The organism is Tenacibaculum holothuriorum, from assembly GCF_002120225.1.
GTDB lineage: Bacteria > Bacteroidota > Bacteroidia > Flavobacteriales > Flavobacteriaceae > Polaribacter > Polaribacter holothuriorum.
The window spans coordinates 491,355-504,960 of sequence record NZ_LAPZ01000001.1 but is presented as its reverse complement, the minus strand read 5'-3'; the positions used below and the strand labels follow the sequence as shown (position 1 = coordinate 504,960).

The 13,606-nt window shown below is 31.3% G+C and carries 11 protein-coding genes; 3 read left to right on the top strand and 8 right to left on the bottom strand.

What is annotated here, in order from left to right:
- Positions 1-21 precede the first annotated feature (21 nt).
- The 5 genes from WH52_RS02395 to WH52_RS02375 all read right to left on the bottom strand — a co-directional run bounded on the left by WH52_RS02395 (position 22) and on the right by WH52_RS02375 (position 5,538).
- Positions 22-561, bottom strand: coding sequence for a DUF1572 family protein (locus WH52_RS02395; RefSeq protein WP_086029314.1), 540 nt, complete (start codon positions 559-561; stop codon positions 22-24).
- A gap of 39 nt (positions 562-600) precedes the next feature.
- The gene (locus WH52_RS02390) at positions 601-1,872 is read right to left on the bottom strand and encodes an adenylosuccinate synthase (protein WP_086029313.1); all 1,272 of its coding nucleotides are present in this window, start codon (positions 1,870-1,872) and stop codon (positions 601-603) included.
- A gap of 83 nt (positions 1,873-1,955) precedes the next feature.
- Entirely contained in the window at positions 1,956-2,402 is a 447-nt protein-coding gene (locus tag WH52_RS02385; RefSeq protein ID WP_086029312.1) for a Fur family transcriptional regulator, read from the bottom strand.
- Positions 2,403-2,474: 72 nt separating this feature from the next.
- Complete coding sequence (locus WH52_RS02380) at positions 2,475-4,691, bottom strand: RelA/SpoT family protein (RefSeq protein WP_086029311.1); 2,217 nt, start codon at positions 4,689-4,691, stop codon at positions 2,475-2,477.
- Positions 4,692-4,755: 64 nt separating this feature from the next.
- Positions 4,756-5,538, bottom strand: a complete 783-nt coding sequence (locus WH52_RS02375; protein WP_086029310.1) for a TrmH family RNA methyltransferase — start codon at positions 5,536-5,538, stop codon at positions 4,756-4,758.
- A gap of 86 nt (positions 5,539-5,624) precedes the next feature.
- On the opposite strand from WH52_RS02375, the gene WH52_RS02370 reads away from it, so the two are divergent.
- On the top strand, positions 5,625-6,089 hold the full coding sequence (locus WH52_RS02370) for a hypothetical protein (RefSeq protein WP_086029309.1): 465 nt from the start codon (positions 5,625-5,627) through the stop codon (positions 6,087-6,089).
- A 184-nt stretch (positions 6,090-6,273) separates the two neighbouring features.
- On the opposite strand, the gene WH52_RS02365 is transcribed toward WH52_RS02370, so the two are convergent.
- From WH52_RS02365 to WH52_RS02355, 3 genes are all read right to left on the bottom strand, one after another.
- The gene (locus tag WH52_RS02365; RefSeq protein ID WP_086029408.1) at positions 6,274-7,572 is read right to left on the bottom strand and encodes an amidohydrolase family protein; all 1,299 of its coding nucleotides are present in this window, start codon (positions 7,570-7,572) and stop codon (positions 6,274-6,276) included.
- 19 nt (positions 7,573-7,591) lie between these two features.
- A complete protein-coding gene (locus WH52_RS02360; protein WP_086029308.1) occupies positions 7,592-10,543 on the bottom strand; it encodes an amidohydrolase family protein in 2,952 nt (983 codons plus the stop codon).
- 118 nt (positions 10,544-10,661) lie between these two features.
- Complete coding sequence (locus WH52_RS02355) at positions 10,662-11,732, bottom strand: WD40/YVTN/BNR-like repeat-containing protein (RefSeq protein WP_086029307.1); 1,071 nt, start codon at positions 11,730-11,732, stop codon at positions 10,662-10,664.
- A 38-nt stretch (positions 11,733-11,770) separates the two neighbouring features.
- On the opposite strand from WH52_RS02355, the gene WH52_RS02350 reads away from it, so the two are divergent.
- Both WH52_RS02350 and WH52_RS02345 read left to right on the top strand, forming a co-directional pair.
- Positions 11,771-12,694, top strand: coding sequence for a patatin-like phospholipase family protein (locus tag WH52_RS02350; RefSeq protein WP_086029306.1), 924 nt, complete (start codon positions 11,771-11,773; stop codon positions 12,692-12,694).
- Positions 12,694-13,584: a DUF72 domain-containing protein gene (locus WH52_RS02345; RefSeq protein WP_086029305.1), complete on the top strand. Its 891-nt coding sequence runs from the start codon at positions 12,694-12,696 to the stop codon at positions 13,582-13,584. Before WH52_RS02350 ends, WH52_RS02345 begins: the two co-directional genes overlap by 1 nt.
- Positions 13,585-13,606: the final 22 nt, after the last annotated feature.

The following is a 13,606-nucleotide window of genomic DNA, read 5'->3' as shown; positions in this document are numbered from 1 at the left end:
AGTTAAAAAAAGGAACTCACATTAAAGAGTTCCTTTTTTATTTAGTTCAAATTGAGCTTGTATAAACTCTTTAGATTTTCCTTTTGCAATAGAAGCTGTTTGCCATTTATTGTTTAGAATCATTTTTCCAATATACGCTATTTGCCCGATATGATAAGGGTAATGAGCAATTTGTCTTGTAATACTCTCAATTAATTTGTGTTGCTTATTTCTAATATAAATAGGTTGGTCGAAATTACTTTCATTTAAAGAATTTAAAGCATTGAAAAGGCAGTTCCATCCGTTTTCCCATTTGTCAATTAATTCTTGCTTATTTAGTTTTTGAGGTTCAAATTCTTGATCTCTATTTCTCCATTCTTTTTCTCCATCAGAAATAAAAAAATCTGTCCAACGAGATAACATATTTTCAGAAACATGAATCATAATGGAAGCAATACTATTACTTTCTTCGTTATATTTCCAATGTAAATCTTGTTCTTCTAATTGAGTAATCGTTTTATCAGCTACTTCTTTGTACGATTTAAATTGTTTAACAATATTGTGTAAGTATTCTTTAACCATAATAAAAAAAGGAGCTATTTAAAGCTCCTTATTAATTTTTTATCTCATTATTGTTTGTTTCCTATCTGGACCTACCGAAACTATTTTTACAGGTACTCCTGTTTCTTTTTCAATAAAAGCTACATAGTCTAATAAGTTTTGAGGTAACTCATCGGCAGAAGTCATTTTAGTTAAATCATCTTCCCAACCTTTAAATTCAGTATAGTTTACTGACACATTTTCAGGTTCAATATTATAAGGTAAGTGATCTATTTCTTCTCCTTTATAGTTATAAGAAGTACATACTTTTAAGGTATCGAAACCAGAAAGTACATCACCTTTCATCATCATTAATTGGGTAACTCCGTTTACATCTACAGCATATTTTAAAGCCACTAAATCTAACCAACCACAGCGACGTGGACGACCAGTAGTTGCCCCAAATTCATGACCAACCTTTGCCATTGTAGCACCGTCTTCGTCAAATAATTCAGTAGGAAAAGGTCCAGAACCTACACGTGTAGTGTATGCTTTGAAAATTCCAAAAACCTCTCCAATTCTGTTGGGCGCAACTCCTAAACCAGTACAAGCACCAGCAGCAGTTGTATTAGATGAAGTTACGAAAGGATAGGTTCCAAAATCGATATCTAATAAAGAACCTTGTGCTCCTTCTGCTAAAATAGATTTTCCTTCTTTTATAGCTTTGTTTAAAAAGTCTTCAGAATCTATAAATTGTAATGTCTTTAATTTTTTAATTCCTTCAGAAAATTCAGCTTCTAATTCATCTAAATCATATTGAATGTCAACATCAAAAAAGTTTAACATTTTAATATGCTTTTCGGTCAATGCTCTGTATTTATCTTTCCAGTTATCTAATTCTAAATCACCGACACGCATTCCATTTCTACCGGTTTTGTCCATATACGTTGGACCAATTCCTTTTAAAGTAGAACCAATTTTGGCTTTTCCTTTAGAAGTTTCTGAAGCGGCATCTAACAATCTATGCGTTGGTAAAATTAAATGTGCTTTTCTTGAAATCAGAAGCTTAGAAGTGTAATCAATATTGTGTTTGTCTAAGTTTTCTAATTCTCTTTTGAAAATTACAGGATCTATTACGACACCGTTTCCTACTACGTTTAATGCAGTTTTATGAAAAATACCCGATGGTATGGTGTGTAATACATGTTTGTTTCCATCAAAAATTAATGTGTGACCTGCATTTGGACCTCCTTGAAAACGAGCAATAATGTCGTAATTTTTGGTAAGTACATCTACAATTTTACCTTTTCCCTCGTCTCCCCATTGAAGACCAAGTAATAAATCTACAGCCATTTAGTTGTGTTATTAATGTGTTATGTTGTTAGTTTAAAAAGAAAAATCAACTTGTGAAAAGTTGATTTTAGGGTGTTGTATTCTTATTGTTTTTTCTTTGTTCCGTAAAAGTAAAGAGAGTGGTTGTGTATGTCGATATCAAAAACCTCTTCAATTGTTTTTTTGATGATTTGAATTCGTGGGTCGCAGAATTCTTTTACTTCACCAGTATCTGTTAAAATTACGTGATCGTGATTTTTATCGAAGTAACTTTTTTCGTAACGAGCCATTGACTGACCATCGAATTGATGCTTACGAACCAAGCCACATTCTAATAATAAATCGATTGTATTATATAGTGTAGCACGACTTACTCGATAGTTTTTGTTCTTCATTTTTATGTATAAAGACTCAATATCAAAGTGATCTTCAGCATCATAAATCTCTTGTAGAATTGCGAAACGCTCTGGAGTTTTACGGTGTTTATTGTCTTCTAAAAAAGAAGTAAAAACTTTTTTTACAATTTCTTGATTATCGGCAGTACTGCTCATATTTAATTTTATTACGAAAACACAAATTTACGTTTATTTCTGAATATTGAAATAGTATTTTTAGAATGATATTTACAAAGTATTAACACGTTCTACTTTTCGTACTCCTTCTACCTTTTTAATACTATCAATTAGCTTAATTAATTGAGTTTTGTTTTTAACACTTAATGATAGTTTTCCGTCAAAAACCCCGTCAGTTCCAGAGATATTGATACTATGAATATTAACATCCATATTACTAGAAATAATTCTAGTTAAATTACTAACAATTCCTTTATTATCTATACCTGATAAATGTAAAATTGCGGTGAATTCTTGCTTGGTAGAGTCAATCCATTTAGCAAGCATAATTCTATAGGCATAGTTAGATTGCAACGAAATTGCGTTAGGGCAATCATTTTTATGCACTTTTATACCATCATTTATGGTTACAAAACCAAATACTTTATCTCCAGGAATTGGGCTACAACATTTAGCTAAAGTGTAGTCTAAAGTTTGTTCTTCTTTACCAAATACTAAAGAGTCGTATTTATCTGTTACCTCTTCGGTATTACTAATATTCTTATGGTTACCTCTTCTAAAAGGATTTTTAAAGAAGTTAACAATAGAGCTACTTCTCTGTGCAACAAATTCTTTTAGTTGTGTGTTATCTATTGCACCATTACCAATTCTGTAAAATAAATCGAAACTTGTTTTTAGGTTGAAATAGGAAGCTAATTCATGAATAGTTTTTTCATCAGTTCCTAATTTTAAATGACGAAGTTTACGCATTAAAATTGCTTTTCCTTCTTCGGCAATTTTCTTCTCTTCCGCTTTTAAAGCTGATTTTATTTTGGTTCTTGCTCGTGCAGTTAATACGAAATCTAACCAGCGTACATTAGGTTTGTTATTGTTTGCTGTTAATACTTCTACTTGATCTCCACTTTTAAGTTCGTAACTCAACGGAACTAACTTTCCGTTAACTTTAGCTCCTCTAGTTTTTAACCCAACATCAGTATGAACCGAGAAAGCAAAATCTAAAGCAGATGCACCTTTAGGTAACGACTTTAAATCTCCTTTCGGTGTAAAAACATAAATCTCTTTTGCGTAAAGATTTAGTTTAAAATCTTCAACAAAATCAACAGCGTTTAAACTTTGGTTTTCTAAGGTTTCTTTTAGTTTGTTCAACCAACCTTCTAAACCATTTTCTTGAATATTACCTTGCTTATACTTAAAGTGAGCAGCATATCCTTTTTCTGCAATTTCATCCATTCTTTCTGAACGAATTTGTACTTCTACCCATCGAGCTTCAGGACCAATTACTGTAATGTGTAAAGCTTCATAACCAGTAGATTTAGGCTGAGAAATCCAGTCTCGTAAACGAGCAGGGTTAGGTTTAAAGAAATCGGTTACTATTGAATAGATTTTCCAAGCATCGAATTTTTCATCTCCAGATTGTGGTTCGTATATAATTCTAATAGCAAACTTATCATATACTTCATCGAAGGTTACATTTTGCTTTCGCATTTTTCTACGAATAGAGAAAATAGACTTAAAACGACCTTTAATTTCGTATTTAAAATTTTCGTTATCTAAAGCTTCCTTAAGTACGCTAGTAAAACTATCAATATACGCTTGTTGCTCTTCTTTACTATCCTTTATTTTATTAAGAATATCATTGTAAACATCTGGCTCAGTATATTTTAATCCTAAGTCTTCTAGTTCTGTTTTAATGTTATATAAACCTAAGCGATGAGCTAGTGGTGCATAAATGTATAAGGTTTCTGAAGCAATTTTTACCTGCTTATGTGGTGGCATCGCATCCATAGTTTGCATGTTATGCAATCTATCAGCAACTTTAATTAAAATTACACGAACATCATCATGTAATGTAAGCAGCATTTTTCTGAAATTTTCTGCTTGAATAGAGTAATCTTGCTCTTTTTTTAAGTTCGAAATTTTTGTAAGACCACTAACAATTCTTGCAACTGTTTCACCAAATAAACGCTCCATGTCGTCTACTGTGTAATGGGTGTCTTCAACAACATCATGCAGTAGGGCAGCGGCAATAGAAGTAGCTCCTAAGCCAATTTCATAAGCTACAATTTTTGCTACTGCAATAGGATGATAAATATAAGGTTCACCAGTTTTTCTTCGTTGCTCAGAATGTGCTTCAACAGCAACATCAAAAGCTTTACGTATTAATTTTTTATCATCTTCAGAAAGTGTTTGATAAGTTCCTTTTAATAAATCTTTATAACGATTTGCAATCTCCTTTTTTTCCTCTTCTATCGTTGCTGTATACGCCATATGCCTTTCATTCTTAATTGTAGATTGAAAGTACTATAAAGAATTTTAATGTACAAATAATAGCTTATTTAAATGCTCTTTGTCTTTTGGCTTCGAATGTTAAGATAGCTGCAGCTACAGAAACATTCATAGAATCAATTACTCCTTGCATTGGAATATTGATGTTTTGAGTAGCTTTTTCTCTCCAAATTTTGGTAAGTCCAGTAGCTTCAGTACCAACGACTAAAGCTGTTGGTTGCGTATAATCGTTTTTATGGTATTCGTTAGAGTTTTGTAAGGTAGCGCTGTAAATATTGATGTTGTTTTTTTGTAGAAACTCAATAATTTCTTCTGATGTTCCAACCCCAATTTGATTGGTAAAGATACAACCAACACTAGAGCGAATAATATTAGGATTAAATATATCTGATTTAGGGTTTGCTATAAACACAGCATCAACATTTGCGGCATCTGCAGTTCTTAGCATTGCGCCAATATTACCAGGTTTTTCAATTCCTTCCATAACCAAAATTAGTGGGGCAGGAGAGTTGAGTTTAATTTCGCTGAAGGAAAAATCTTTTGTTTTTACAACAGCAATGATTCCTTCAGTAGATTCTCTATAAGCTATTTTTTTATAGACTTCTGAAGTAATTTCTATGTAATTAATGTTTTCTTCTATATTATCTAAACTATAAATTTCTGGATTAAATAAGATAGTGTCTATAGAGTAATTACCTGCTTTGGCTAAAGAAATCTCTCGTTCTCCTTCAATTAAGAATAATCCTTTTTTTCTTCGTTCTCTAGATTTCTCTTGAAGTTTTAATAGCTCTTTAATATAGCTGTTTTGAATACTGCTTATTTGTTTCATTGTAAAGCGAAAATACTTATTTATAAGGAGTTTTTATAATGTGTTTCATATTTAATTTTATTCAGTAAATTTTAAAATTTTTATTTATGAAAAAAGTGTTTTTAACAGGTTTTATTGCGTTATTATTAATGTCGTTTACTTTTAATGATGATTTACCAATTATTGATTCTAATACTATTGTATTAAAAATAGATATAGATGAGTCTAAAACAGGTTGGGGAAATTGGAATAGAACTGATTGTTTAAGAGGTTTAGATTTTAGAGTAAGAAATGATGGATATAATAAGTATGCTAAAAAATACAGATGGTCTATTCAATTTAGAAATAGATATAGAGATGATATTCATTTTAGTTATAAAGCGGTTGCACCGAATGAAAAATATGACATAAGAAGCTCTGGAAGAACCACAGATAGAGTTCATGTAGATTCTGGAGATACAAGAGGAAGCTATTATTTAGTAAGGTCAGGAAACTCAATCTATGTGTATATTAACAAAATTAGATTGGGTGAAAAAGATTATGGATATGGATATTATGATTGCGATAGGTAAAAATACCTAAATCTAGGTATTTTATAATTGAAGAATATTACAAATATTTGTAATGCAATTGCAAAAGTAGTTATTAAAAGAAAAGGAAAAGAGATGTCAGATAAATTGAAATTATAGTAAGGGGTGTGATTTTAACTTATTTGATTTAATTAAAAAGCTCGGTAATTACCGAGCTTTTTGTTTTTTAATTGTTTTTATATTTATTAGAATATCGTTTCCAAAGTTTTGTTTGATGTGTTTCTAAACTTAACTTTCTCCCTTGTATAAAAGCATCAGTTAAAATATTAGTTCTCATATCTAAAGCATCTCCTTTAGAAATAAATAATGTAGCATCTTTACCAACTTGTATAGTTCCTGTCACATTATCAATACCTAAAATTTTAGCATTATTCTCTGTAATGATTTGCAATGCTTTTTCTTTGTCAAGACCATAAGCAGCATAAGTACCTGCATAAAAAGGTAAGTTTCTTGTACTCATACGTTCCATATCACCTTCCATTCCTAGTCCAACTAAAATACCAGCATCAGATAAGATTTTAGCAGAACGGAAAGGTAAATCATAATCCTCATCTTCTAAATTAGGTAAACGATGAGCACGCTCTAAAACTACAGGAATGTTGTTTGATTTTAATAAATCTGCAACTTTTTCTGCTTCTTGCCCATGAACAATTACAATGTTTTTAATACCAGTTTCTTTCATAACAGTAATAGCATCTGTAATTGGTTTTTGCCCACCAACATGGATAAACATTTTTTGTTTTCCATTGAATAAACCTTCCATAGCTTCGTATGGTAAGCTTTTGCTATTTCTATTTCCGTTTAAATAGTTTTTAGCTTCCTTAATATAAGAGACTAACTTATCTACATTTTTCTGATAATTTTTATTTGGTTTTAAAGCAGGATCTTCACCTAGCCACCATCTTCCTCTCGATAAGGCATTTGGCCAATTTACATGAATTGCATCGTCTTTTTTCATTACTGCATCTTCCCAATTCCAAGCATCTAATTGAACTACAGATGAAGTTCCTGAAATACGACCACCTCTAGGAGTAACTTGTGCTATAAAAACTCCATTAGGTCGCATGGTTTCAACGACTCTACTTTCAGTATTGTAAGCAATAATGCTTCTAATATGAGGTAACATTGTTCCTATTTCATCAAAATCACGTGTTGCACGGACAGCATCAATTTCAGCTAACCCTAAAGAAGTATTTGCAGCAATTAATCCTGGGTAAATATGTTTTCCTGAAGCGTTAATTACTGTTCCACGACGTGCAATTTTTGAATTAGCGTTTCCTACGTGAGTTATTTTTCCATTAGAAAACATGATAAGAGCATTTTCTATTACTTTACCGTTTCCTAAATGTGCAGTTCCTCCTTCAATAGTAACATCGGATGTTTGTGAAGGAGCCGGTGTTTGTTGTGCAAAACTATTTCCTATGAATAAGAAACATAATGCGATATATAAATTTTTAATATTCATTTTTTGTCTTTTTAAGTTCTTATTCTGTATCACAGTGGAATAATTTTTTAACTTTCTTAGCAGGAGCTTGTGTTTTGGCACCTTTAATCTTTTCCTTTAACATCATGCTAATTAGTTTAGCACGTTCAGCTTTGATAGCTTTACGTTTTGCTAAATCTTTTTCTAAGTCGAAATAAATAGCACCGTCTATAATTGTTTTTTCTGCTTTAGAATATACCGATAATGGATTTCCGCTCCATAGAACAACATCGGCATCTTTACCTACTTTAATGCTTCCTGTGCGATCGTCTAAGTGTAATAATTTAGCAGGATTAATAGTTACTGTGTTCCAAGCTTCTTGCTCAGACATTCCACCATACTTTATAGTTTTTGCAGCTTCTTGGTTTAATCTACGAGACATTTCAGCATCATCAGAATTTATAGCTACAGTTACTCCTTGATTGTGCATAATAGCAGCATTGTAAGGAATAGCATCATTTACTTCATATTTATAAGCCCACCAATCTGAGAAAGTTGAACCACCAACACCATGTTTTTTCATTTTGTCAGCTACTTTATATCCTTCTAAAATATGAGTGAATGTATTTATATTGAAGTTGAATTTTTCTGCAACTTTCATTAACATATTAATTTCTGATTGTACATAAGAGTGACAAGAAATAAAACGCTCTTTATTAATGATTTCAGCTAATGTTTCTAACTCAATATCTTTACGATATGGTTTTCCGCTTTTTTTCTTCTCATCATATTCTTTAGCTCTTTGAAAATAGTCAATGTAAACTTGCTCAACTCCCATACGAGTTTGTGGAAAACGTACCGTTTGTAAATCACCCCAGTTAGATTGTTTTACATTTTCACCTAAAGCAAACTTGATGAACTTAGGAGTGTTTTTGTAAATCATTCCATCGGCATTTTCTCCCCATTTTAGTTTGATAATTGCTGAACGCCCACCAATTGGGTTTGCAGAACCGTGTAAAATTTGAATAGAAGTAACACCACCAGCTAAGTTTCTGTAAATATTAATGTCATTAGGATCAACAACATCTTCAATAGTAACTTCGGCAGTTGAATTATGACCTGCTTCGTTTACTGCTGAAGTAGCAATGTGAGAATGTTCATCGATAATTCCTGCTGTTAAAAACTTACCAGTTCCATCTATTACTTTAGCTCCTCTTTTAGAAAGTCCTTTTCCTATTTGAGCAATCTTACCATTTTTAAGTAATACATCGGTGTTTTCTAAAACTTTGTTATTGTCTGAAGTCCAAACTGTAGCATTTTGAATTAAAATTGTTTCTTGTTGTGGTTTTGTATGATTACCAAATCCGATGTTTGGATAACTTACTGCAACAACTTCTGGAGTTTCAGAATCTTTTTTCTTTTTGTCTTTCTTTTTATCAGATTTAACTACTTTCTTAGAAGCTGACCAAGTAGACTCGTTTCCGCTATTATCAATGGCAGTTCCTTGCATTACATTAGAAGCGTTGATAGTTTTACCTGTTAAACGTGTAAACTTACCATCTTCATTCATTGCAATTTGAATCCAACCATCTTTAAAAGAGAACTTAGAATTTACTTTTTTATCTCCTTTTTTAATAGTTCCAGTTTGTTTTGCTCCTTTACCAGTAATTTCTAAATCGTAATTATTACCGTTAATATATAACATATAATTACCCGTAATATCTTTAATATCCATTGGGTTGATAACATTCTTTTGTCCTTGTACCCAGTTTTCAAATAAAGTAGTTTTACTATCAAAAACATCGCCCGAAGTAATTAAAAAGTTAGCATAACTACCAGTGTTTAAGTTTCCTATTTTGTTGTTTTTTAATATTTTAGCAGGAAGGGTAGTTAAAGCTTCTAAAGCAGTGGTTTTGTCTAAACCAAACTTAATTGCTTTTTGTAAGTTTTTTGAAAAATCTTTTTTCGATTTTAAATCGTGAGTAGTTAATGCAAATGGGATATTATTTTTTGCTAAAATACCAGGATTTGAAGGCTCTTGATTCCATTTACGCATATCACTTAATGAAATATAATTAGCCAAAAACGGATTACTAACATCATAAGCTTTTCTAAAGTTTAAAGGAATAATATAGGTAGCATTCGTCTTTTTAATGTCATTAACTCTTTCGTATTCATCACCGCCACCAACGATAGTATATTGAATACCGAATTCGTCACCAACTTTATCGGCACGCATATCGTTTAAATAATCACCAGCATTAAAAATTTGAGGTAAATCTTTGTTCTTATTTAGTGCTTCTAGAGCTAAGTCCTTGTTCTTTGCATTTCCTTTTGCGTACCAATCGGCATCTAAATATGCTTGACGCAATAAAGCCATAGCTCCCATACGAGAAGTAGGGTATGCTTGACGAGATTTTCTACTTTTAGAAAAAGAAAGATAATTACCTGATCTTTCATTTAAAACTCTATAAGCAGCAGAAGAATTTGGGTTTAGAGCTACTAAAACTCCATTTCCTTGCATAATTCCATCATCTAAATGCGTGTTAACAACACCAAAGCCTAATTTTAATAATTCTTTAGCTTTTTTAGCATCAAATTTAAGTTCTTTGGAAGCATCAACATCAGGACGGATATGATCATTCCAGTAATAACCTTTTCTAGAAGCATCGTACTGTGGCGGTTTATTAAAACCACTTTCACGTTTAGGTTTTGCAATTCCAAATGTAGAATACACATCAACAAAAGAAGGATAAATAGTTTTTCCTTTTGCATCAATAACTTCAGTTCCTTTAGGAATAGAAACAGATTTACCTACATTAACAACTTTACCATCTTTAATGAGTAAAGTTCCTTTTTTAATTTTTTGTTTTGGAGTAACATAAATAGTTGCATTGGTAAAAGCATATGAACTATTTTTTGATGTTTTTACCCCAGAATTAGTGGGGAAGTATTCTTGTGCAGACATTGATGTTATGCACAAGGATACGAGAAATACGAAAATGTTTTTCATGTGTAAAGTGTTATTTTTAGTTACACGTAACCAAAGTTTAGTTATAGATTAATTGGGTAAACTATAAAAGTATTGAATTGCATTTGGGTTTACGATTTCTTTAACAAAAGATTAAGATTTATTTTAGAATTAGCTTTCCAAGTTTGTTATTACCACTTAACCAAGCAGTGTTACGATCTACAAAGCTTATTGAATAATAACTTTCATTAGAAATATCGTTCCATGTCATTCCTCCATCGTTAGAATAAGAAATACCTGTTTTTCCTACTGCGAATATTTCTTTTCCGTTTGAATTTGGTACGTATTGTACACAGCTTTTGTAATTAGGATTTACATTGTCGGCAACAATTGTCCAAGTTTTTCCTCCATCTTTTGTAATAGCTTTGTTAGCACAATTATCGTTTGGTTTTGCATAGTTTCCTCCAATAATAATTCCGTTGTTATCATCATAAAAATCAATAGAATAAATACCTTGAGGTCCATCGCCTTGAACTATTGGTGTATTAAAAACTTCCCAAGTTTTTCCATAATCGGCAGATTTTAAAATACGTGCTTTTTTCCCTCCCGAAGCAATCCATATAGTTCTGTTAACTATAGCAATATTGGTGTTACTAGCTGCAAAAAAGGCTTCGCCATCTTCAAATTTTGGTAATTGAGAACAAGGTAGTTTTGTCCAATTTTCTCCACCATTTTCAGTTGTAATTATAGACGGACAGTTTTCTGTAGGGTCACCAACAGCTATTCCGTGAATTCCATCTTCAAAGAACTTCATACTATCATAAAATACTTTCTCATGTTCTTCTGTATAAACAATTTTATCATCTTTAATTTCAGATATTTTATAGAGTAAAGCTGGATTAACTATTGATAAGGCAAATAAATCTTTATTATTTGTAGCTAAACTTCTAAAGTGTGGAGTAATTGAATCGTTAAACTTTATTTTTTTTAAATAGACAAAAGAACCATCATCTTTTAAAATTCCAACTTTTCCATGAGAACCAGCAAAAGCAACTTCTTTTTTACTTAAAGGGAGTATAGCTCTGATACTAGAACTATCAACTTTAAATTCTTGAATATTGATTTTTTCAATGACTTTAGGTGAATGTTTTATTAAGGTTTTCGAAGTATTTTCTTTTTTGCAAGAAAATAAGATAAATACGACCAAAATAATAAGTGAAAATCGTTTCATTTTTTGATATTTTTACAGAACTAAAATAGATAAATTCAATGAAAAAAGCCTTAGTTATTTCTGGAGGAGGAAGTAAAGGAGCCTTTGCAGGTGGAGTTGCCGAATATCTTATGAAAGAAAAACAAAAAGAATACGATTTGTTTTTAGGTACATCAACAGGCTCGTTAATGGTTACTCATTTGGCTAACCGTAAAATTGATGCCTTAAGAGAGTTGTATACGAATGTAAATCAAAAATCTATTTTTAGTAATAGTCCTTTTAGAATAAAAACAGTTCATGGTGAAAAAGTGGTTTCTATTCGACATAGAAATACGTTATGGAACTTTTTAAATGGACGAAAAACATTTGGTGAGAGTAAAAACCTTAGAAAATTAATAAAGAAGAAGATTACTCGAGAATTGTATGACGAAGCAAGAGCTATGAATAAAGAAGTTGTTGTTACCGTTTCTAATTTAACAGCGAATCAAATTGAGTACAAATCTATTTTAGAATGTGAATACGATGATTTTTGTGATTGGATATGGGGGTCGTGCAATTATGTACCTTTTATGAGTTTGTTAGAAAAAAATCATTGCCAATATGCTGATGGAGGATTTGGATGTTTAATTCCCATAAGAGAAGCGATAAAAAGAGGAGCTAAAGAAATTGATGCGATTATCTTAGAAACCGAAGTAACTCAGATTAATCGTTTACCTGCTAAAAATCCGTTTTCGTTAATGTTAGATGTTTTCGATTTTATGCTAGAGCATGTAGAGCGTCATAATGTTACTATAGGAAAACTCTCAGCAAAACATAACGATGTTCAATTGAATTTATATTATACCCCAACTGTTTTAACGACAAATTCATTAGTGTTTGATAAAAAATTAATGACTCGTTGGTGGAAGCAAGGATTCAACCATGCAAAGAATAAGAATGATATGATGATGAATGATTTTAGAACCGAATTAGTAGATAAATAATGAAGTTTGGAAAAGTACCACAGCCAGAGTTAATAGATTTTACACTACCAAAAACCCATGAAGATACAAGTAGCGTTTTATCAAAAGTTGAAGAAGATGATTTCTCGGTTTATGTAGGCTGTGCAAAGTGGAATAGAGCAGATTTAAAAGGTTTTTATCCAAGAGGAACAAAAGATGAATTGGTATATTATTCAAAACAATTTAATTGTATTGAGTTAAATGCTACTTTTTATAGACAATTCCCAGCAGAACAATTTTCAAAATGGAAAGATAAAACCCCTATGGGATTTAAGTTTTTTCCTAAGTTAGGACAAGAAATAAGTCATTGGAAACGTTTGCAAGGGGTTCAAGACGCTGTAAATTTATATTTAGATAATGCAGCTCATTTAGAAGATAAGTTAGGAACTATTTTTTTACAATTACATTCTAATTTTGGACCAAAGAATTTTGACAGGTTACAGAATTTTGTAATGAGTTGGCCAAAGGGAATTCCATTAGCAATTGAAGTTCGTCACCCAGATTGGTTTGAAGATAGAAGTGTATTTAATGAATATACGCATCTTTTAGAGACGAATAATATTACTAATGTATTAGTAGACACGGCAGGTAGAAGAGACATGATACATATGCGTTTGACTAATAATGAAGCATTTATTCGTTATGTTGGAGCGAATCATGTTTCAGATTATTCAAGGTTAGATGATTGGGTTGAAAGGCTGAAAGAATGGAAACAGTTAGGTTTAACAAATGTTCATTTTTTTGTACATCAAAATTTAGAAATTGAATCTCCTTTATTAGCTGCTTATTTCATTAAAAAGTTGAACAAAGAGTTTAATTTGAATTTAAAAATACCAAATGAAGATACTAATCAACAAATGAGTTTGTTGTAACAAAAAATCCGCTTTTTAAAGC

Coding starts and splice junctions, on each gene's coding strand:
- WH52_RS02385 (WP_086029312.1), bottom strand. CDS start 2,402: ATGAGCAGTACTGCCGATAATCAAGAAATTGTAAAAAAAGTTTTTACT.
- WH52_RS02380 (WP_086029311.1), bottom strand. CDS start 4,691: ATGGCGTATACAGCAACGATAGAAGAGGAAAAAAAGGAGATTGCAAAT.
- WH52_RS02355 (WP_086029307.1), bottom strand. CDS start 11,732: ATGAAACGATTTTCACTTATTATTTTGGTCGTATTTATCTTATTTTCT.
- WH52_RS02365 (WP_086029408.1), bottom strand. CDS start 7,572: ATGAATATTAAAAATTTATATATCGCATTATGTTTCTTATTCATAGGA.
- WH52_RS02370 (WP_086029309.1), top strand. CDS start 5,625: ATGAAAAAAGTGTTTTTAACAGGTTTTATTGCGTTATTATTAATGTCG.
- WH52_RS02375 (WP_086029310.1), bottom strand. CDS start 5,538: ATGAAACAAATAAGCAGTATTCAAAACAGCTATATTAAAGAGCTATTA.
- WH52_RS02350 (WP_086029306.1), top strand. CDS start 11,771: ATGAAAAAAGCCTTAGTTATTTCTGGAGGAGGAAGTAAAGGAGCCTTT.
- WH52_RS02360 (WP_086029308.1), bottom strand. CDS start 10,543: ATGAAAAACATTTTCGTATTTCTCGTATCCTTGTGCATAACATCAATG.
- WH52_RS02345 (WP_086029305.1), top strand. CDS start 12,694: ATGAAGTTTGGAAAAGTACCACAGCCAGAGTTAATAGATTTTACACTA.
- WH52_RS02395 (WP_086029314.1), bottom strand. CDS start 561: ATGGTTAAAGAATACTTACACAATATTGTTAAACAATTTAAATCGTAC.
- WH52_RS02390 (WP_086029313.1), bottom strand. CDS start 1,872: ATGGCTGTAGATTTATTACTTGGTCTTCAATGGGGAGACGAGGGAAAA.